Origin of the sequence: Cellulomonas jepli (genome assembly GCF_047229345.1) — a bacterium.
Taxonomy (GTDB): Bacteria; Actinomycetota; Actinomycetes; order Actinomycetales; family Cellulomonadaceae; genus Cellulomonas_A.
In genome coordinates this window covers 51,705-71,997 of the sequence record NZ_JBFTER010000003.1, presented here as the reverse complement: position 1 = coordinate 71,997, position 20,293 = coordinate 51,705, and the positions used below count along the sequence as shown (strand labels likewise).

General features: G+C 74.5%; 16 protein-coding genes. 6 read left to right on the top strand and 10 right to left on the bottom strand.

Annotated features, from left to right (window positions below):
• Nucleotides 1–26: 26 nt before the first annotated feature.
• Together AB6N24_RS01475 and AB6N24_RS01470 are read right to left on the bottom strand one after the other, a co-directional pair.
• Nucleotides 27–788, bottom strand: coding sequence for a hypothetical protein (locus AB6N24_RS01475; protein WP_412867661.1), 762 nt, complete (start codon nucleotides 786–788; stop codon nucleotides 27–29).
• Nucleotides 789–817: 29 nt separating this feature from the next.
• Nucleotides 818–1,876: a hypothetical protein gene (locus AB6N24_RS01470; RefSeq protein WP_412867660.1), complete on the bottom strand. Its 1,059-nt coding sequence runs from the start codon at nucleotides 1,874–1,876 to the stop codon at nucleotides 818–820.
• A 140-nt stretch (nucleotides 1,877–2,016) separates the two neighbouring features.
• Here AB6N24_RS01470 and malQ point away from each other — a divergent pair, with 140 nt between their 5' ends.
• Nucleotides 2,017–4,155, top strand: coding sequence for a 4-alpha-glucanotransferase (malQ, locus tag AB6N24_RS01465; RefSeq protein WP_412867659.1), 2,139 nt, complete (start codon nucleotides 2,017–2,019; stop codon nucleotides 4,153–4,155).
• Nucleotides 4,156–4,222: 67 nt separating this feature from the next.
• Here the strand turns inward: malQ and pepN are convergent, their stop codons facing one another.
• A complete protein-coding gene (pepN, locus tag AB6N24_RS01460) occupies nucleotides 4,223–6,844 on the bottom strand; it encodes an aminopeptidase N (RefSeq protein ID WP_412867658.1) in 2,622 nt (873 codons plus the stop codon).
• A gap of 191 nt (nucleotides 6,845–7,035) precedes the next feature.
• Here pepN and AB6N24_RS01455 point away from each other — a divergent pair, with 191 nt between their 5' ends.
• Nucleotides 7,036–7,626 (top strand): mycothiol-dependent nitroreductase Rv2466c family protein, encoded by a 591-nt coding sequence (locus AB6N24_RS01455; protein ID WP_489672047.1) that lies wholly within the window; start codon nucleotides 7,036–7,038, stop codon nucleotides 7,624–7,626.
• A 172-nt stretch (nucleotides 7,627–7,798) separates the two neighbouring features.
• Nucleotides 7,799–8,374 carry a hypothetical protein gene (locus tag AB6N24_RS01450; RefSeq protein ID WP_412867656.1) on the top strand — a complete coding sequence of 192 codons (576 nt, stop codon included), beginning with the start codon at nucleotides 7,799–7,801 and terminating at the stop codon, nucleotides 8,372–8,374.
• An 85-nt stretch (nucleotides 8,375–8,459) separates the two neighbouring features.
• Here AB6N24_RS01450 and AB6N24_RS01445 read toward each other — a convergent pair whose 3' ends face one another.
• Nucleotides 8,460–10,445 (bottom strand): M13 family metallopeptidase, encoded by a 1,986-nt coding sequence (locus AB6N24_RS01445; protein ID WP_412867655.1) that lies wholly within the window; start codon nucleotides 10,443–10,445, stop codon nucleotides 8,460–8,462.
• Between the two features lie 204 nt (nucleotides 10,446–10,649).
• On the opposite strand from AB6N24_RS01445, the gene AB6N24_RS01440 reads away from it, so the two are divergent.
• Nucleotides 10,650–11,099: a ribose-5-phosphate isomerase gene (locus tag AB6N24_RS01440; protein WP_412867654.1), complete on the top strand. Its 450-nt coding sequence runs from the start codon at nucleotides 10,650–10,652 to the stop codon at nucleotides 11,097–11,099.
• A 58-nt stretch (nucleotides 11,100–11,157) separates the two neighbouring features.
• Here the strand turns inward: AB6N24_RS01440 and AB6N24_RS01435 are convergent, their stop codons facing one another.
• Nucleotides 11,158–12,423 carry a GNAT family N-acetyltransferase gene (locus AB6N24_RS01435; RefSeq protein WP_412867653.1) on the bottom strand — a complete coding sequence of 422 codons (1,266 nt, stop codon included), beginning with the start codon at nucleotides 12,421–12,423 and terminating at the stop codon, nucleotides 11,158–11,160.
• A 94-nt stretch (nucleotides 12,424–12,517) separates the two neighbouring features.
• Between AB6N24_RS01435 and AB6N24_RS01430 the strand changes: the two genes are divergently transcribed.
• Nucleotides 12,518–13,615 (top strand): PP2C family protein-serine/threonine phosphatase, encoded by a 1,098-nt coding sequence (locus AB6N24_RS01430; protein WP_412867652.1) that lies wholly within the window; start codon nucleotides 12,518–12,520, stop codon nucleotides 13,613–13,615.
• A 16-nt stretch (nucleotides 13,616–13,631) separates the two neighbouring features.
• Entirely contained in the window at nucleotides 13,632–13,967 is a 336-nt protein-coding gene (locus tag AB6N24_RS01425) for an MGMT family protein (protein WP_412867651.1), read from the top strand.
• Between the two features lie 127 nt (nucleotides 13,968–14,094).
• On the opposite strand, the gene AB6N24_RS01420 is transcribed toward AB6N24_RS01425, so the two are convergent.
• From AB6N24_RS01420 to AB6N24_RS01400, 5 genes are all read right to left on the bottom strand, one after another.
• Nucleotides 14,095–14,685 (bottom strand): CoA-binding protein, encoded by a 591-nt coding sequence (locus AB6N24_RS01420; RefSeq protein ID WP_412867650.1) that lies wholly within the window; start codon nucleotides 14,683–14,685, stop codon nucleotides 14,095–14,097.
• Nucleotides 14,682–15,992 carry an O-acetylhomoserine aminocarboxypropyltransferase/cysteine synthase family protein gene (locus AB6N24_RS01415; protein ID WP_412867649.1) on the bottom strand — a complete coding sequence of 437 codons (1,311 nt, stop codon included), beginning with the start codon at nucleotides 15,990–15,992 and terminating at the stop codon, nucleotides 14,682–14,684. The genes AB6N24_RS01420 and AB6N24_RS01415 overlap by 4 nt, the downstream gene beginning before the upstream one ends.
• Nucleotides 15,989–18,094: an acetate--CoA ligase gene (gene acs / locus AB6N24_RS01410; RefSeq protein WP_412867648.1), complete on the bottom strand. Its 2,106-nt coding sequence runs from the start codon at nucleotides 18,092–18,094 to the stop codon at nucleotides 15,989–15,991. The genes AB6N24_RS01415 and acs overlap by 4 nt, the downstream gene beginning before the upstream one ends.
• Nucleotides 18,091–19,095 (bottom strand): ABC transporter permease, encoded by a 1,005-nt coding sequence (locus AB6N24_RS01405; protein WP_412867647.1) that lies wholly within the window; start codon nucleotides 19,093–19,095, stop codon nucleotides 18,091–18,093. Before AB6N24_RS01405 ends, acs begins: the two co-directional genes overlap by 4 nt.
• A 109-nt stretch (nucleotides 19,096–19,204) precedes the next feature.
• Nucleotides 19,205–20,254 carry an aliphatic sulfonate ABC transporter substrate-binding protein gene (locus tag AB6N24_RS01400; RefSeq protein ID WP_412867646.1) on the bottom strand — a complete coding sequence of 350 codons (1,050 nt, stop codon included), beginning with the start codon at nucleotides 20,252–20,254 and terminating at the stop codon, nucleotides 19,205–19,207.
• Nucleotides 20,255–20,293 lie beyond the last annotated feature (39 nt).

Genomic DNA, 20,293 nt, shown 5'->3' with positions numbered 1-20,293 from the left:
CTACGTCGCCCCTGCGGTCGCCACGCTCACGGCGAGACGGGCACCGGGAGGTCGCTGGCCTCGACCGTCGGGGAGTCCGTGACGGTGACGTCGCTGCCGATCCGGACGGCGTGCCGGACGAGCGTCGAGCCGTCGACCGTCCAGGCCTCGATGGCCCACGCCGAGCCGTCCGGCGCCGCCACCGGGGGACCGACGCGCTCCCGGAAGCCCGTCAGCACCGCGTCCCGCGCGGCCGTCCCCGCCTCGTCGAGGGTCGGCAGCCAGCGGATCTCGTCGACCGAGCGGACGGGGTACGAGAGCTGCCGGAAGGTGCGCGTGGTGTCGAGGAACGCCGCTGCGACCGCCTCGGCCGTCGCCGCGTCCGCGACGTCGACCCGGTCGTCCTCGAGCACCGCGGAGAACTCCTCGGGCCGCCCGGAGAGCACACGGACCTCGCCGTCCGCCGTCCACGCGACGAACAGCCGGGTCGGGTGCGCCCCGTGCCCGACGACGTCCGCCAGGCGCCACCGGTCGAGGAAGTCGAGCTCGACCTCGGTCACGTCGGTGGTGGGGTCCGCCACGAGCCTCGCGGTCGCCGCGCTGAGCGGCTCGAGGCCGCGGGCCAGGATGTCGCGCACGTCCGGCTCACCTTCGTCCGTCGTCGTCGTCGTCGTCGTCGGCGCCGAGGCGGCGCTCGCCGTGGGGTCGGGCTCCGTGCCCGGGTCGCTGCACGCCGTGAGGGTCAGGGCGCCGAGTGCGACGCCCGCGGCGAGCGACAGCAGCCGTCGCCGGGCGCGGTTCGTGGTCATGGGATGCAGTCTCCCCTGCTCGGTGCCCATCAGTTGTTGTCCTCCCACGAGTCGCCGTAGTAGTCCTCGTAGCTCTCGCCGGTCGTCGAGGTGACGAACGTCCCGTCCGTGAACATCTCGCGCACCGCGGCGAAGCCCGCGTCCTCGGCCTGCGCCCTCGACCGCCCGGCCGCGATCGCGGCGTCGTACGCGGCGCCGTACCGGGACTCCGCGGCCGACACCGGCACCTCCGTCCCGGTCGCGCGGAGCTCCCGGGCGCCGAGGACCTCCTGGACGACGCCGTCGGTCTCCTCGTCGAGCATCCCGCCCACGTACTCGTCCTTGGGGAGGTCGTCGATGTCGTCGCCGACCGAGCGGCCCTCGCGGTCGTACCTCGCGTGGTTCGCCTCGTGCAGGATCGTGAGCGCCGCCTGGACCGGGTCGTCGTAGCCGGAGCCCAGCGTGACGGACGTGCCGTCCCACCAGGCGCCGGCCGCGACGGAGTCGAACACGACGGGGATCCCGTGGTCGGCGAGCCACTGCAGGGTCTGGCGGCCGCGCTCCGTCGCGAGCAGCGCCTGCACCGTCTCCGAGCTCGGGACCAGCCCCTCGGGGATCGTGACGCCGTCGACGACGTAGGCGCCGTCGCTCGGCTCGTCGGCGGCCGAGTCCTCGGTCTCCTCGTCCTCGCCCTGCGTCCCGTCGTCGTCGCACCCGATGCCGAACCAGTCGCAGTGCCACGGCTGGTCCTCGTCGTCACCACCCTCGTCACCGCCCTGGTCGTCCGAGCCGTCGCCCTCGTCGTCCGAGCCGGTGTCCTCGCAGCCGATCCCGAACCAGCTGCAGTGCCACGGGTCGTCGCGGTCGTCCTCGCCGTCCGGCGCCGGGAGCGTGCAGTCGCCGCCGCCGAACGTCGAGATCGTGCACAGGGCCGAGCGCAGGGTGCTGTGGAACGTCGGGTTGGCGGCGGCGACCGCGGCGACGACGCCGAGCACGAGGACGGCGGCGAGGCAGACGATGCCGAGGTACTCGAGCGTGCCCTGGCCCGCGTCACGGGGCGGGCGCCACGTGCCCCGCGGAGGGGCGCCGGGCGAGGTGCGGGAGGACATGGGAGGAGCCTCGCGGACGCCCGGTTCGTCCCGTTGGGCCCGTGGACCCGCTCCTGGGCCCACCGTGCCCGGGCGCTGGGAACCCGTCGTGTCCCCCTCTCGTCCTGCGGTCCTCCGGGGGGCTCTGGCAGGATCGACGCGTGGCAGCCGATACCCCTGAACCGTCCCCGGACCTGCTACGTCTCGCCGCCGCCTACGGGATCGTGCCCGACTACTGGGCGCACGACGGCACGCAGCACCAGGTCACCGCCTCGACCCTCGTGGGCGTCCTGCGCGCGCTCGGCGTCGACGCGTCGTCCCCCGAGCGCATCGCGCTCGCGATCGCCCACGTCGAGGACATGCCGTGGCGCCGCACGCTCCCGCCGGTCACCGTGGTCCGCGAGGGCCGCCACGCGCACGTCGCCGTGCACGTCACGCACGGCGACCCGGTCCGGGTGTGGCTCGAGCTCGACCCCGAGTCGGGCGGAGGCCGCCGCGACCTGCCGCAGGCCGACGTCCCGCTCGACCCGCGGAGCGTCGACGGCCGGCTCGTCGGGCGCGCGACGTTCACGCTCCCGACCGACCTGCCCCTCGGCTGGCACGAGCTGCACGCGGACGGGCCGAGCGCCCGCGCCCGCTCCACGGTGGTCGTCACCCCGAACACCCTCGAGCTCCCCGAGCAGCTGCGCGACGGCCGCGCCTGGGGCTTCATGACGCAGCTGTACTCGGTGCGCTCGCGGGCGTCGTGGGGAGTCGGGGACCTCGCCGACCTCGCGGACCTCGGCTGGCTCGCGGGCCGCACGTGCGGCGCCGACTTCCTGCTGATCAACCCGCTGCACGCCGCGGAGCCGGTGACCCCCCTGACGCCGTCGCCGTACCTGCCGACCACGCGCCGGTTCGTGAACCCGGTCTACATCCGTGTCGAGGACGTGCGCGAGACGGCGTACCTGTCGGCGGCGGACCGCGCGCTCGTCGAGTGGGCGTCCGAGCCGGCGCGGGCGCTCGACACCGACGCGGGCCCGATCGACCGCGACGTGGCGTGGGACGCGAAGCGGTCGGCGCTCGAGGTCGTGTTCGCCGCGCCCCGCTCGGCGGCGCGCCAGGCGGCGTTCGAGGACTACCGCGAGGACGAGGGCCAGGGCCTCGAGGACTTCGCGCTCTGGTGCGCGCTCGTCGAGAAGTACGCCGGGGAGCCGTGGCCGGCCGCGGCGGAGGACCTCTCGTCGACGTTCGTCGAGCGCGCCCGCACCGAGCTCGCCGACCGGGTCGACTTCTACTGCTGGCTGCAGTGGGTCGCGGACTCCCAGCTCGCGGCGGCGCAGCGTGCCGCGCACGAGGGCGGGATGACGATCGGGATCATGCACGACCTCGCCGTCGGGGTGCACCCGGAGGGCGCGGACGTCTGGGCGCTCGGCGACGTGCTCGCGACGGGGGCGACCGTCGGCGCGCCGCCCGACATGTACAACCAGCAGGGCCAGAACTGGTCGCAGCCGCCGTGGCACCCCGAGCGGCTCGCGCGCGTCGGCTACCGGCCCTACCGCGACATGCTGCGCACCGTGCTCCGGCACGCCGGCGCCATCCGGATCGACCACGTCATCGGCCTGTTCCGGCTGTGGTGGATCCCCGAGGGCGCACCCGCCGACCAGGGCGCCTACGTGCGCTACGACCACGAGGCGCTCGTGGGCATCCTCGCCCTCGAGGCGCACCGGGCGGGTGCCGTCGTGATCGGCGAGGACCTCGGCACGTTCGAGCCGTGGGTGCGCGACTACCTGAGCGACCGCGGGGTGCTGGGCACGTCGGTGCTGTGGTTCGAGAAGGACCACGCCGGCAAGCCCCTCGCGCCCGAGGAGTACCGCCGCCTCGCGCTGGCGAGCGTCACGACGCACGACCTGCCGCCCAGCGCCGGCTACCTCGCCGAGGAGCACGTGACGATCCGCGACCGCCTCGGCCTGCTCTCCGAGCCGGTCGAGCAGGTGCGCCGGGCCGCGCGGGCCGAGCGCGAGCAGATGGTCGAGGCGCTGCGCGGACGTGGGCTCGTCGGCTCGCAGCCGTCCGAGCGCGAGACCGTCGAGGCGCTGCACGCGTGGGTGCTCGAGAGCCCCGCCGCGCTCGTCGGGGTCTCGCTCGCCGACGCCGTGGGGGAGCGGCGCGCGCAGAACCAGCCCGGGACGGACCAGGAGTACCCGAACTGGAAGGTCCCGCTCGCGGACGGCGCCGGGCAGGTGGTGCTCGTCGAGGAGCTCTTCGACAACGCGCGGCTGCGCTCGCTCGCCGCGGTGCTGAACCGCGACCGCGGCTGACGACGCACGCACCGACGACGACGGCCCGGTCCCCACGCAGGGGCCGGGCCGTCGTCGTGCGGGGTGGTCAGCCGCGGGCGCGGTCCGCCTCCTGCGCGGCGAGCGAGCGACGCACGCCGTCGCGCGACTCGACGACGAGCCGGCGCAGCGCGGGGGCCGCGTCGGGGTGCGCCGCGAGCCACGCGTCCGTCGCGCCGAGCACGTCGACCCGCGCGTCGTCGGCGAGGTCCGTGGGGTACAGACCGAGCACGATGTTCTGCGCGATCTCGTTGGTCCGGTTCTCCCACACGTCCTCGATCGCCGCGAAGTACGGCTCGACGTAGGGGACGAGCAGGCCGCGGTCGTGCACGCGCCCGAAGCCGCCGATCGTGGCGGCCTGGAGGGCGTTCGCGAGCTCGTCGCTCTCGACGGCCGAGCGCCACGCCGCGGCCTTCGCCTCGGGCGTCGGGACCGCCGCGCGGGCGGCCGCGGCGGCGCGGTGACCCGTGGCGGTCGGGTCGGCCTCGAGCTGGCGCGCGATCTCCGCCTCGCCGGCCCGCCCACCCGTGACGAGCGCGGTCAGGAGCTCCCAGCGCAGGTCGGTGTCGATCGTCAGGCCGTCGAGGGTGCGCGAGCCGTCGAGCAGAGCGGCGACGACGTCGAGCTGCTCGGCGGTCACGGACCGCCCCGCGAACGCCTTGAGGAGCTGCAGCTGGGTGTCGGAGCCGTCCGCCGCCTGCTCGGCGAGCACGAGCAGGCGGTCCGCCGCGGCGACCTCGGTGGTCTCGCGGTGCTCGGGCGCGACGTACAGGTCGAGCGCCGTCGACAGCTGGCGGAGCAGCACCTGGACGACCGACGAGTCGGACTCGCGCGCGAGGTTGCCGAGCACGAGGTCGACGAAGTCGCGTGCCGGGGTCTCGCCGTCGCGGGTCGCGTCCCACATCGCCGTCCACACGAGGGTGCGCGGGAGCGAGTCGGCGAAGGCGCCGAGGTGCTCGAGCGCGGTCGCGTGCGAGCGTGCGTCGAGCCGGACCTTGGCGTAGGCGAGGTCGCCGTCGTTGACCAGGACGAGGTCGGGTCGCTGCTCGCCGACGAGCTGCGGCACCTCGGTCCGCGGGCCGTCGACGTCGAGCTCGACGTGCAGCGTGCGCTCGAGGGCCGTGCTGCCGTCGGGCTGCTCGACGACGTCGTAGCCGCCGATCGCGAGGCGGTGCGGGCGCTGCACGGGGTGCTCGGCGGGCACCTCCTGGAGCACGGCGAACGACGTGATCGTCTCGACGCCGTCCTCGCCCGGCGCGGACTCGACCGCGGGCCGCAGCAACGTGACGCCGGACTGCTCGAGCCACAGCCCGGACCAGGCCGACAGGTCGCGCCCGCTCGTGGCCTCGAGCTCGCGCAGCAGGTCCGCGAGCTCGGTGTTGCCCCACGCGTGCTTGGCGAAGTAGCTCCGCACGCCCGCGAAGAACTCGTCCTTGCCGACCCACGCGACGAGCTGCTTGAGCACGCTCGCGCCCTTGGCGTAGGTGATGCCGTCGAAGTTGACCTCGACATCCTCGAGGTCGCGCATGTCCGCGACGATCGGGTGGGTCGAGGGCAGCTGGTCCTGGCGGTACGCCCAGTTCTTCTCCATCGAGGAGAACGTGCTCCACGCGCTCGTCCAGCGCGTCGCCTCGGCGGTCGCGAGCGTCGAGACGTACTCGGCGAACGACTCGTTGAGCCACAGGTCGTCCCACCAGCGCATCGTCACGAGGTCGCCGAACCACATGTGCGCGAGCTCGTGCAGGATCGTCACGGCGCGGCGCTCGACGGTCGCGTCGGGCACCTTGGAGCGGAAGACGTAGTTCTCGAGGAACGTGACGGCGCCGGCGTTCTCCATGGCCCCGGCGTTGAACTCGGGCACGAAGAGCTGGTCGTACTTCGCGAACGGGTACGGGACGCCGAACGCCTCCTCGTAGAACGCGAACCCGGCGCGCGTGATGTCGAGGATGTTCTCGGTGTCGAGGTGCTGCGCGAGCGAGCCGCGGCAGTACACCCCGAGCGGGACGGTGCGCCCGTCGCTGCTCGTGAGCTCGCCGTGCTCCGCGTGGTACGGGCCCGCGACGATCGCGGTGATGTAGCTCGAGATGCGCGGGGTGCGCTCGAACGTCCACGTCGCGGTGCCGGCGTCGCGCCCGCCGTTGCGGTTCGTCCCGCCCTCGACGGAGGCGGGCTCCCCGGTGGCGGGGTAGTTCGACACCACGGTCCAGTGCGCCGGCGCCGTCACGGTGAACGCGAACGTCGCCTTGAGGTCGGGCTGCTCGAACACCGCGAAGACGCGCCGCGAGTCGGCCACCTCGAACTGCGAGTACAGGTAGACCTCGTCGTCGACCGGGTCGACGAAGCGGTGCAGGCCCTCGCCCGTGTTCATGTACGCGCAGTCGGCGAGCACGACGACCTCGTTGTCGGCGGCGAGGTCGTCGAGCCGGATCCGCGAGTCGGCGACGACGGACGCGACGTCGAGCGCGCGGCCGTTGAGCGTGACCTCGTGGACCGTCGGGGCGATCAGGTCGAGGAACGTGCCGGCGCCGGGCGTCGCGGTGAACCGCACGACGGTGCGCGAGGAGAACGTGGCCGGGCCCGTGGTGAGGTCGAGCACGACGTCGTACGACTCGACGGCGACGACGCCCGCGCGCTCGCGCGCCTCGTCACGGGTGAGGTTCTCAGCAGGCACGCGGTGTCTCCTTCGGGGCGCGGGGTGGCTCGTGGCCGACCCGATCATTTCACGGGCGGAATGTCCGCGCGGATGATGTGGTTGCCCCGAAGAACCTGATCCGACCACGAGGAGACGACGTGCCGCAGACCGCCGAGACCACCGCGACCGAGACCGCCGCGACGGCCGCCGACGGGGCGACCCGCACGACCGTGGACTTCTGGTTCGACCCGGCCTGCCCGTGGGCGTGGATGACGTCGCGCTGGATGGTCGAGGTCGAGCAGGTCCGCGACGTCGACGTCCGCTGGCACGTCATGAGCCTGTCCGTGCTGAACGAGGGCCGGGACCTGCCGGAGAGCTACCGGACGCTGATGGACGAGTCGTGGGCCGCGGTCCGTGTGCTCGTCGCGGCGGCGGAGCAGCACGGTCCGCAGGTGCTGCGACCGCTGTACGACGCGCTGGGCACGCGCCGGCACCCGGGCGGCCGGCGTGACACCGCCGCGATCATCGCGGAGTCCCTCGCCGAGGTCGGCCTGCCCGCGGAGCTCGCCGAGGCCGGCTCCACCGACGCCTACGACGAGCAGCTGCGGGCGTCGCACCAGCGCGCGATCGACCTCGTGGGCGACGAGGTCGGCACGCCCGTCGTCGCGATCGACGGGACCGCGTTCTTCGGCCCGGTCATGACCCCGGCGCCCAAGGGCGAGGCCGCCGGCCGGCTCTTCGACGGCTTCGTGCTCGTGACCAGCGTGCCGGGCTTCTACGAGATCAAGCGCACCCGGACGCAGGGGCCCGTCTTCGACTGACGGGTCATGCCGGCGCCACCCCCGCGCCGCGCCCTTCCCGCCCGCCCGCGCCGCGGGACCCGACCCCGCGCACGCGCCCGACCAGCGGGTGCGCGGGGTCACCCGTGTGGAGCAGCACGCCCGGCACGTGTGATGCTGGGCGCCGCACGCACGGTCGACGGAAGGGCGCGAGGTGGGTCTGTCGTCACGCATGGCGGGGCTGAGCCGGGGGATGAGGGCGTTCCTGCTGGTGGACCTCGTGCTCGTGCTCGCCCTGGTCGTGGTCGCCGCGGTCGTCCTGAGCGGCGCGCTGCGCGGCACGGGCCCGGGTGACGCCGGGTCGGACGTCGACCCGGCACCGTCGGCATCGGCGTCGGGTCAGGCGTCGACACCGACACCGACCCCGACGGCGACCGGCGCCGGCCTGGCGTCCTTCACGACGCAGCTGCGGAACATCGCCTGCACGATGTCCGACGACGGCGTGACCTGCACCATCGCGGACAAGACGTTCGTCCCGCCGGGCGCCGAGGCGTGCACGGGGACGATCGGGCACGTGGTGGTCGCCGGCGCGGAGGGGGTCGACACCCCGTGCGTCGACGGTCCGGCCCCGGCGAAGGCAGCGCCGGACGTCCCCGTGCTCGAGTACGGGTCGACGTCGACGGTCGGCGGGTGGACCTGCACGAGCGCGACGAACGGCGTGACGTGCGTCGAGGACGCGACCGGCACGGGGTTCCGGCTCGCGCGGGCGGAGCTCGTCGCCATCGGCTGACGCAGCACGCAGCACGCAGCACGCAGCACGCAGCACGCAGCACGAGCCGGGCCCGTGCGTCACCGCGCGGGCCCGGCTCGTCCGGTCACCAGATGCGCACGCGCTCCTCGGGCGCGAGGTACAGCGCGTCGCCGGGCTGCACGTCGTAGGCCGTGTAGAACTCGTCGAGGTTGCGCAGCACCCCGTTGCAGCGGAACTCCGCGGGGGCGTGCGGGTCGACGGCGAGGCGGCGGACCGCCTCCTCGTCGCGCGCCTTGGTCTGCCAGACCTGCGCCCAGCCGAGCAGCACGCGCTGCACGCCGGTCAGCCCGTCGATCACCGGGGCCTCGTCGAGCGGGCGGCCGAGCGCGAGCCGGTACGCCTTGAGCGCGATCGTGAGCCCGCCGAGGTCGCCGATGTTCTCGCCCACGGTGAGGGCGCCGTTCACGCGGTGCTCGTCGCCCAGCTGCGCCGGGGAGAACGCGGAGTACTGCGCGACGAGCGCCGCCGCACGCGTCTCGAACTCCGCGCGGTCCTCGGCCGTCCACCAGTCCTCGAGCCGGCCGTCGCCGTCGTACTTCGAGCCCTGGTCGTCGAAGCCGTGCCCGATCTCGTGCCCGATGACCGCGCCGATCCCGCCGAAGTTCACCGCGTCGTCGGCGTCGGCGTCGAAGAACGGCGGCTGCAGGATCGCGGCCGGGAACACGATCTCGTTCATGCCCGGGTTGTAGTACGCGTTGACGGTCTGCGGCGTCATGAACCACTCGTCGCGGTCGATCGGCTTCCCGATCTTCGCGAGCTCGCGGTCCTGCTCGAACGCGTTGGCGCGCCGCACGTTCCCCAGCAGGTCGTCGGGCTCGAGCACGAGCGCCGAGTAGTCGCGCCACCGCGCCGGGAAGCCGATCTTGGGCGTGAACGCGTCGAGCTTCGCGAGCGCCTTGACCCGCGTCTCCTCGCCCATCCAGTCGAGCTCGCCGATCGACTCGCGGTAGGCCTCGACGAGGTGCCCGACGAGGACCTCCATGCGCTGCTTGTGCTCCGCGGGGAAGTGCCGCTCGACGTAGACCTTGCCGACGGCCTCGCCGAGGGCGGCCTGGACGAGCGCGACGCCGCGCTTCCAGCGGTCCCGCAGCTCCTGGGCGCCGGTCAGCGTGCGGCCGTAGAAGTCGAAGTTGGCCTCGACGAGCTCCGCCGGGAGGTACGGCGCGCGGGCGGAGACGAGGTGGTAGGCCAGCCACGCCTTCCAGTCCTCGAGCGGCAGCTCGGTCCACAGGCGCGCGAACGCCTCGGCGAACGACGGCTCGCGCACCACGAGCTGCTCCATCGCGGCCTCGGGCGCGCCGAGCGCACGGGCCCACGCGTGCCAGTCGAACCCGGGGGCCGACGCCGCGAGCGCGTCGAGCGTCGTCGGGTTGTAGGTCAGGTCCGCGTCACGGTCCTTGACGACGTCCCAGTGCCCGGCGGCGAGCTGCGTCTCGAGCGCGACGACCCGGCCCGCGAGCTCGTCGGCCCGCTCGGCGTCGGCCACCGCGCCCCCGAGGCGCAGCATCCGGGCGACGTGGGGCCGGTAGGCCGTGAGCAGCTCGGCGTACTGCGCGTCGCGGTAGTACGACTCGTCGGGCAGCCCGAGGCCCGACTGCACGAGGTAGACGACGTACCGCGTCGGGTCCTTCGCGTCGTTGTCGACCCAGAAGCCGACCGCGCCCGCGCCGCCCGTCCGCTGGAGCGCGCCGAGGGCCTGCGTGAGCTCGGCCGCGGAGGTCGCGCCGTCGACGAGCGCGAGGTCCGCGCGCAGCGGCTCGACGCCGGCGGACTCGACCCGGTCCTCGTCCATGAAGCTCGCGTACAGGGCGCCGACCTGCGCCTCGACGCCCTCGCCCTCGCCGGCGGCCGCCCGCGCCGCGGCCTCCTCGATGATGACCCGGACCTGCTCCTCCGCGCGGTCGTGCAGCGCACGGAACGCACCGTCGGTCGCCCGGTCCGCGGGGATCTCGTGCGACGCGACCCACCGGCCGTTGACGTGCGCGTAGAGGTCGTCCTGGGGACGGACGTCGGTGTCGAGCGCGGTCAGGTCGATGCCGCTGCGTGCCATGCGTTCTCTCGCTCTCCTCGGGCGTCCCACGAGCTCTCCTCGTGCGGGCGCACCCAGCGTAGGCGCGGCGTGCTCGCGCGCGAGGGGCCGCGCGGCGGTGTTCGCTGGAGGCGTGCAGCGGGTGGTGGGCGGCCGGCGGGTGCCCCGCGGGGCGTGCCCCGGACGGCTCCGCGCGGCCGGTCCGGGATGCGGCAGAATCGGCCCATGCGCATCCACGTCGCCGCCGACCACGCCGGTTTCGAGCTCAAGTCCGCCCTCACCGAGCACCTGCGGGCCGCGGGGCACGAGGTCGTGGACCACGGCGCGCACGAGTACGACGCGCAGGACGACTACCCGCCGGTGTGCTTCGCGGCGGGCGAGGCCGTCGTCGCCGAGCCCGGCTCGCTCGGCATCGTGATCGGCGGGTCCGGCAACGGCGAGCAGATCGCCGCGAACAAGGTGCCCGGCGTCCGTGCCGTCCTCGCCTGGAGCACCGAGACGGCGAAGCTCGGCCGGCAGCACAACGACGCGAACGTCATCGCGATCGGCGCGCGTCAGCACTCGGTCGACGACGCCGTCGCGCTCGTCGAGGCCTTCGTCGCCGAGCCGTTCAGCGGCGACCCGCGCCACCAGCGCCGGATCGACCTGCTGACCGCCTACGAGGCCGGTCGCTGACCCCCGGGCGCCCCGCCCGCCCGGTCCGGCGGTCCACCCGCCGCCGACGGACCCCGCGTCAGAACGCCCAGCTGCACACCGGGGCGAGCGGCCACCCGAAGGCTGCGGACGCCCGGTGCAGCGTCCCGGGCACGAGCTCGGTGACCAGCCCGGCCCGGCCGAGCGCGCCGAGCGAGCGGCCGCCGAGGTAGACGGCCCCGAGCTCGCGCACGTCGAGCGCGACGTCGGCCGGGTCGTGCGTCGGCTCGACGCGTGCGTCCCACGTGCCGTCGGCGCCGGGCTCGCCGGTCGTGACGCGCCACCGTCCGGCGTTCGCGGGCAGCCGCGCGTCCTGCACGTCGAGCACGACGTCGACCGGCGCGCTCCACCGGCGGGCGGCGAGGGCCGCACGCACGTCGAGGACGCGCAGCCACAGGTTGTCGGCGACGCGCGGGCGCGGGCCGCGCGGGTCGAGGAGCAGCTGCACGAGCGCGTCGTCCACGGCGAGCATCGGGGTCTCGACGACCGAGGTCAGGTCGAGGTCGAGCACGACCGACCACAGGCGGTGCGCGGCGGCCGCGTCGAGCGCCGCGAGGTCGTGCATCCGCACGACCATCGCGGGCTGACCGTCCGTCCCCACCTCCTTGCGGCGCAGGAGCGCGTAGCCGCGGGGCTCGTCGCCGTCGAGGACCGTCACCACGCGCAGCGGCTCGGCGCCGTCGCGCCACGCGGGCGGGTCGGCCAGGTGCTTGCTCCGCAGGGCGTCGGTGTCGCGCGTGATCCAGCCCGGCCGGCCCGCGCCCGCAGCGACGTGCACGCGCTGGACGAGCGGTCCGTGCACGTCCGGGTCGAGCTTCTCGTACCGCACGCCCAGGGCGTCCGAGCCCGGCACGGGACGCAGCGCGGCGCCGCGCGGGACGGTCATCCGGACGTTCTGGGCGGCGCTGCCGTAGCCGAACCGGCCGTAGATCGCCGACTCCGCCGCGTAGAGCGCGGACACCGGCTCGCCACGGGCCAGCGACCGCGCGAAGTGGGCGTCGATCATCGTGGACAGCAGCCCGCGCCGGCGCTGGTCCGGCCGCGTGCCGACCCAGGTCAGGCCCGCGCACGGCACCGAGCCGCCCGGCACGGGCAGCACGAGGCGGAACGAGCCGTGCACTGCCGCGAGCGTCCCGTCGGGTGCCTCGACGCCGACGGTCCGGTCCCACTCGAGCGTCATCGGGACCTGCGCGGACGTCTCCGCGTCGGGCTCGAACGCGAACGCGAGGTGGTCGACCTCGAGGAGCTCGTCCTTGCGCGACTCGGGGACCTCGACGACACGGTAACCGGCGGGAGCAGACGTCATGGCGCCATCCTCGGGCGCCGCGGCGGCGCAGGTCACGTGCATTTCCGGCCGCGTCCGCCTGTCCCCGGCCCCGCGCCCTGGATACCCTCACGACGTGACGACATCGGGGGTCCCCAGGCGGGGCCGCGCGTCCGTGCGCGCCCGGGTCGCGGCACGGCAACGGCGCCTCGGGCTGCAGTCCCAGGTCGTCCTGACCGCGGCGCTCACCGGGCTGAGCGTCCTCATCGTGCTCGGCGCGCTCGCGTTCCCCGAGTGGGTGCCGCCCGCGACGTTCCTCCTGCTCCTGCTCGTGGGCGCGTTCCTGCTGCGCTTCGGCGGCATGGTCGTGCTGTGCGGGTTCGTCCTCGTGGAGATCGTGCTGCTGCGGTCGATCGGTCTCCGGACCCTCGTCCCCGGGGTGCTCGTGGTGCTCGCGATCTCCGTCGTCGCGGTGCTCTCGTTCGCGCGGGCCCGTGCGCGGCTCGGCCTCCAGGGTGCGCCCGGGGAGCTCATGCTCGTCGACCTGCGTGACCGCCTCGCGGCGCACGGCCGCATCCCGCCGCTCCCGCCGGGCTGGCGCGTCGACACCGCGCTCCGGTCGGCGCACGCCGAGGCGTTCTCCGGGGACTTCATGGTCGCGACGAAGCGTGAGCGCGGCGACCAGCTCGAGATGGTGCTCGTCGACGTCTCGGGCAAGGGGCAGGACGCGGGGGTGCGCTCGCTGCTGCTGTCCGGCGCGTTCGGGGGGCTGCTCGGCTCGATGCCGCGGACCGAGTTCCTCGCGGCGGCCAACGAGTACCTGCTCTCCCAGGCGTGGGAGGAGGGGTTCGCGACCGCGGTGCACGTCGCGGTCCACCTGGGCACGGGCGAGTACTGGATCTCGTCGGCGGGGCACCCGCCCGCGGTGCACCTGCACGCGGGCTCGGGGCGCATCGACGTCGTCGACACGGTCGGCAGCCCGGCGCTCGGGGTCGTCGGCGGCGTCACCTACACCGCGCGCTCGGGCCGGCTCGACCACGGCGACGTCCTGCTGCTGTACACCGACGGCCTCGTCGAGATGCCCGGCTACGACCTCGACCTCGGTATCGACCGCCTCATGGGTGCCGCGGAGCAGCTCCTCGCGACCCGGCGCGGCGGCGCGGAGGCCGTGCTCGCCGAGGTGCGCGCGGGCGAGAACGACGACCGGGCCCTCGTGCTCGTGCACCGCGACTGAGCGCGGGAGGCGCACGGTGGACGAGGAGTACCTCGAGGCGGTCCTCGACCTCGTCGAGCGGATCCCCGCCGGGCGGGCGATGACGTACGGCACGATCGCCGAGGTCGTGGCCGACGAGCTCGTGGCGTCCGGCGGCACCGCGCGCGGCGGTCCGCGCCAGGTCGGTCAGGTGCTCGCACGCGCCGGGAGCGGCGTCCCGTGGTGGCGCGTCGTCAACGCCGCGGGCCGACCTCCCGTGCACGCGGCCCGGCGGGCGCTCGACCACCTCGGCGCCGAGGGCACGCCGCTCACGGCCGACGGCACGCGCGTCGCGCTGCGCCGGGCGATCTGGTTCCCGGACGACGACGACTGACGCCCGCGCCGGTGCGGCACGGGCGTCGGTCGTCGGGGGGTGCGGGGCCTCGCCGGGACGTGCAGGTGCCGCGGGTCGCAGCCCTGAGCGCCGCGGGACCGGCCTGCACGGGCGGTCCGCGCCGGCGTCAGGACGAGGCGCGCCGCGAGCTGATGACGCCCGTGTCGAAGCCTGCGAGGTGCAGGCCGCCGTGGAAGCGCGCGTGCTCGATCTTCAGGCACCGGTCCATGACGACCGGGAGGCCCGCCGCCTCGCCGCGGCGTGCGACGTTCTCGTGCCACGACCCCAGCTGGAGCCACAGCGCCTTCGCGCCGACCGCGAGCGTCTCGTCGAGCACGCTCGGGAGGTCGTCGTGACGGCGGAACACGTCGACGAGGTCGGGCACGACCGGCAGCGCCGCGAGCGACGGGTAGACCGGCCGGCCGAGGATCTCGCTCGCGCGCGGGTTGACGAAGTACACCTCGTACGGCGAGCTCGACAGCAGGTAGGTCGAGACGAAGTAGCTCGCGCGCGCGGGGTTGGTCGACGCCCCGACGATCGCGACCGTGCGCGTGCGCCGCAGCAGCGCGAGCCGCTCCTGGGCGCCCGGGCCGGTCCAGGTGCGGGCCGGCGCGGCGGTCGCGGGGTCGCGCTCGGCCGAGGTCGACGGCACGGGCGCGGGAGGCGTCGGCACGGCGCACGCGTCGCCGCCGCCGACCGGGGGGATGACGGTGCTCATCGGGTCGCTCCGCTCGCCTCGGTGAGGGCCTGGTCGAGGTCCCACAGGATGTCCTCGACGTCCTCGATGCCGACGCTGAGCCGGACGAGGTCCGCGGGGATGCCGGCCGCGACGAGCTGCTCCGCGCTCAGCTGCTGGTGCGTCGTGGAGGCGGGGTGGATGACGAGCGTGCGGGCGTCGCCGATGTTCGCGAGGTGGCTCGCGAGCTGGAGTGCCTCGATGAACCGGCGGCCGACCTCGCGGCCGTCGCGGTCGGGTGTCGCCGCGAGCCCGAACGCGAAGACCGAGCCGGGTCCCTGCGGGAGGTACCGCGCGGCGCGCTCGTGGTGCGGGTGGCTCGGCAGCCCGGCCCAGCTCACGTACGACACGCGCGGGTCCTCCTCGAGCCACCGGGCGACCGCGTGGGCGTTCGCGAGGTGCGCGTCGAGGCGCTGCGGCAGGGTCTCGACGCCCTGCAGCAGCTGGAACGCCGACTGGGCGGACAGCGCGGGGCCGATGTCACGCAGCTGCTCGCTGCGCAGCTTGGTGAGGAAGCCGTACTCGCCGAAGTTCTCCCACCAGCTCACGCCGCCGTACGACGGCACGGGCTCGGTCATCTGCGGGAAGCGCCCGTTGCCCCAGTCGAACGTGCCCGACTCGACGACGACGCCGCCGAGCGTCGTGCCGTGCCCGCCGAGGAACTTCGTCGCGGAGTGGATGACGATGTCGGCGCCGTGCTCGATCGGCCGGAGGAGGTACGGGGTCGCGAGCGTCGAGTCCACGACGAGGGGGACGCCGGCGGCGTGCGCGACCTCGGCGAGCCCCGCGAGGTCGGCGATCTCGCCCGACGGGTTCGCGATCGACTCGACGTACACGACCTTGGTCTCGGGCCGGATCGCCGCGGCGAAGTCGGCGGGGTCGCTGCCGGGCACGAACGTCGTCTCGACGCCGAACCGCCGCAGCGTCACGTCGAGCTGCGTGACGGTGCCGCCGTAGAGCTGCGCCGCCGCGACGACGTGGTCGCCCGCACCGACGAGCGCCGCGAACACGATGAACTCGGCGGCCATGCCGGACGCGGTCGCCACGGCGCCGATCCCGCCCTCGAGCGAGGCGATGCGCTCCTCGAACGCGGCGACGGTCGGGTTGCCGATCCGCGAGTAGATGTTGCCGTACTTCTGCAGCGCGAACAGCGTGGCGGCGTCGGTCGTGTCCTGGAAGACGAACGACGTCGACTGGTAGATCGGCACGGCGCGCGCGCCGGTGGCGGCGTCGGGGATGGCCCCGGCGTGCAGCGCACGCGTACGGAAGCCGAAACGGTGGTCGGTCATGCGGTGCGGGCCTCCTCGGCCTCGGTCGTGCGGGGGCGGGTCACGTCGGCGGCCGGCGTGCCCGGCTGCACGGTACCCAGGATCCGGGCGATGTCCTCGACGGCCCACGGGTTCTGCAGCGACGTGGTGTCGCCGAGCGTCTCCCCGTCGCGCAGCTGCGCGAGCAGGCGGCGCAGGATCTTGCCCGAGCGGGTCTTGGGCACCTCCGGGACGACGACGACGTCGTGCGGCTTGGCGATCGGGCCGATGGCCGTCGCGACGTGCGTCCGGAGCTCGTCGCGCAGCGCCGCTGCCGCCGCCTGCCACGCCGCGACGTCCTCGACCGGACCGGGCGGGCTCGTCGGCACGACGAACGCCGCGATGCCCTGCCCGGTGAGCGCGTCGTGCACGCCCGTGACGCCCGCCTCGCCGACGGCGGGGTGTGCGACGAGCGCCGACTCGATCTCGATCGTCGAGAGCAGGTGCCCCGAGACGTTGATCGCCTCGTCGACGCGCCCGAGCAGCCAGATGTCGCCGTCCTCGTCGTACCGCGCGCCGTCGCCCGCGAAGAACCAGCCCTGCGCGGCGTACCGGGACCAGTACGCGTCGCGGTACCGCTCGGGGTCGCCCCAGATGGTCCGCGCCATCCCCGGCCACGTCCGGTCGAGCACGAGGAACCCCTGCTCGCCCGGGGCGGTGCGCTCGCCCGCCTCGTCGACCACGCGCGCGGAGACCCCGAGCGACGGCCGCGTCGCGGAACCGGGCTTGAGCGTCGAGACCCCGGGCACGGGCGCGATGATCGCCGCGCCCGTCTCGGACTGCCACCACGTGTCGACGACCGGCGCCTCGCCGCGGCCGAGGTTGCGGTGGAACCACGCCCACGCCTCGGGGTTGATCGCCTCGCCGACGCTCCCGAGCAGCCGGATCGACGACAGGTCGTGCCCGCCGGGCAGGTCGTCGCCGAACCACGTCATGAAGGTCCGGATGAGGGTCGGTGCGGTGTAGTAGACCGTCACGCCGTACCGCTCGATGATCTCGAGGTGACGCTCCTGGTGCGGGGCGTTCGGGACGCCCTCGTAGATCACCTGGGTCAGGCCGTTCGAGAGCGGGCCGTAGATCTCGTACGTGTGCGCGGTGACCCAGGCGAGGTCGGCGGTGCACCAGTGCACGTCGTCGTCGCGCGCGTCGAAGTGCAGCCAGTGCGACCACGACGCCTGCGTGAGGTAGCCGCCCGCGGTGTGCACCAGGCCCTTGGGCCGCCCGGTCGTGCCGGACGTGTAGATGATGAACAGCGGCGTCTCCGAGTCGAACGACTCGGGTTCGTGCACGTCGCTCGCGGCGCCGACGACGTCGTGCCACCAGACGTCGCGGCCCTCGGTCCACGGCACGTCGGGCGTCGCGTCGCCCGTGCGGCGGACCACGAGCACGTGCTCGAGCGCGTCGAGGCCCGCGGCCGCCTGGTCCGCGGTCGCCTTGGTCGGCGTCGCGACGCCGCGGCGGAACTGGCCGTCCGACGTCACGAGCAGCTTCGCGCCGGTGTCCTGGAGCCGGAACCGCACGGCCTCGGCGGAGAAGCCGCCGAACACGAGCGAGTGGACGGCGCCGATCCGGGCGATCGCGAGCGTCACGACGACGGTCTCGACGAGCACCGGCAGGTAGACGACGACCCGGTCGCCCTTCCCGACGCCGAGCGCCGTGAGCGCGTTCGCCGCGCGGGCCACCTCGCGCTGCAGCTCGGCGTAGGTGACGGCCCGGCGGTCGCCCGGCTCGCCCTCGAAGAACAGCGCGACCTTGTCGCCCCGGCCCGCGGCGACGTGCCGGTCGACGCAGCTCACCGCGACGTTGAGCGTCCCGCCGAGGAACCAGCGCGCCTCGGGGACGCTCAGCGGCGCGTCCGGGTCGTCGCTCGTGGGGACCGCGGGCGACCACGCGTGCGCGGTGTGCCAGGGGGTGTCCCACTGCAGCCGCCGGGCGGCGTCCTCCCAGAACGCGACGGGGTCGGCGTCGGCAGCGGCGGCGAGCCGCGCGTGCTCGGCCGGGCCGACCTGGGCCCGCGCGGAGAACGCGGCCGGTGCCGGGTAGGAGCGCTCGCGCGCGTGCGTGGTCACGGTGCCGGTCGTCACGACCACCTCCGGAGCAGGTGCTTCTCGGCGAGGCCGATCAGCGAGTCGGTGATCTTCCCGAGCAGGGCGAGCAGGACGATCGCGAGCAGGAGCCGGTCGATGCGGCCGTTCTGACCCGAGTCCATGAGCAGGAACCCGAGCCCCATCGACGACGCGATGAGCTCCGCGGCGACGAGGAAGAGCCACGACTGCGCGAGCGCGAGGCGCAGGCCCGAGACCATCGAGGGCAGCACCGCGGGCAGCTGCACGCGGCTGAAGAGCGAGACGGCGCGCAGGCCGTACGCGCGCCCGACCTCGACGAGGTGCGGGTCGACGTGGCGCAGCGCGGCGGCGACGGTCGTGTAGACCGGGAAGAACGCCCCGATCGCGATGAGCGTGATCTTGGACTCCTCGCCGATCTTCATCCAGAGGATCAGAAGCGGGATCCACGCGAGCGACGGCACCGCGCGCACCGCGCCGATCGTCGGGGCGAGGAGCGCGCTCGCGACGCGGGAGAGCCCGACGAGGGCGCCGACCAGGAGGCCGAGGCTGCCTCCGATCACGAAGCCGAGCAGCACACGCTGCGTGGAGATCGCGACGAACTGCCCGAGCTGTCCCCGCTCGGCGAGGTCGACCGCCGCGGTCCACACCGAGGCGGGCGCCGGGAGCTGGTAGGCGGGGACGAGCCCTGCCGCGGTCACGGCGTGCCAGACGCCGAGCAGCGCGAGCGGCAGCACCGCACCGAGGCCGGCGCGCACCCAGGCACGCGAGAGCGCCGGACGGCGGTGCTCGCGCACCCGGGAGCCGCCCGCGAGGGTGACCGCGGTGCCGGAGCCGACCGGTCCGGCGACGCCGGTGCCCGGGCGCACCTGCGCGGCGGCGTCCGGGCCGGGCGCGTCCGTGGCCGGGGACGACGCCGGGGGCGACGAGGCCGGGGACGACGTGGCGGGGTCGACGCCCTCGCGGCGCCGGCCCTCGTCGTCGGTCACCGGTCCGGCCCCGAGGCTGCCAGGGATCGTCATGAGTGCTCCAGGTGGTGCGGGTGCGGAGTCGTGCGCGGTGTGCGGCCCGGGGGTCGCGAGGTGAGCCGTCCCCGCGCCGCGCCGGGCGGCGCAGGGACGGCTCCGGCGGTCAGTCCGCGATCGTGCTGGGGTCGGCCTTCTCGGCGAACGCGGGCTCCAGGAGCGCCTCGAGCGCGTCGTCGATGGCGTCCTGGCTCGCGACGTCGCCGGACTCGACGAAGATCGGGCCGACGACCTCGAGCACCTCGCGCTGCGCGTCGCCCGGGACCGGGTCGACGGCGAGGTTGGTGCGCTCGGTGATGACCGTCGTGGCGACGGCCGGGTCGATCGCGGCGACCTCGGCGAGGATCGCGGCGACCTCCTCGGGGTTCTCCTCGGCCCACGCGCGCGCCTTCTCGTACGCGTCGACGACGACCTGCGCGAGGTCGGGGTTCTCGGTGAGGAACTCCTCGGTCGCGTTGAGGAAGCCGTAGGTGTTGAAGTCGATGTTGCGGTAGATCAGCGTCGAGCCCGCGGTCGCCTCGCTCGCGGCCATGAGCGGGTCGAGCCCGGACCACGCCTGGACGCTGCCGTTCTCGAGCGCGGCCTTGCCGTCGGCGTGCTGAAGGTTCTGCACCTCGACGTCGGCGAGCGGGACGCCGGCCTCCTCGAGCGCCTGGAGCAGGAAGAAGTACGGGTCCGTGCCCTTGGTCGCGGCGACCGACTTCCCCGCGAGCTGCTTCACGTCGGTGATGTCGGAGCCCGCGGGCACGACGATCGCCGCCCACTCCGGCTGGGAGTAGATGTCGATGACCTTGATCGGCGAGCCGTTCGCGCGGGCGAGCAGCGCCGCGGAGCCGGCGGTCGAGCCGACGTCGACGGCACCCGCACGCAGCGCCTCGTTGGCCTTGTTGGAACCGGCCGACTGGACCCAGGTGACGGTCACGTCGTCGCCGAGGGTCTCCTCGATCCAGCCCTGCTCCTTGATCACGAGGCTCAGCGGGTTGTAGGTCGCGAAGTCGAGGGTGAGCTCGGTGTCGCTCCAGCCGGCGTCGGCGGCCGGCGTGCCCGCGTCGTCGGGCTCGGCGGCGGCACCCTCGCCCGCGACGCAGCCGCTCAGCACGCTCGTGGCCAGCACGGTGACGAGGGCGGCGGCGGGCAGTGCGGTACGGATGTTCATGGTCTCTCTCTCGGGTGGTGAGCCGTGGGGGACGGCGCG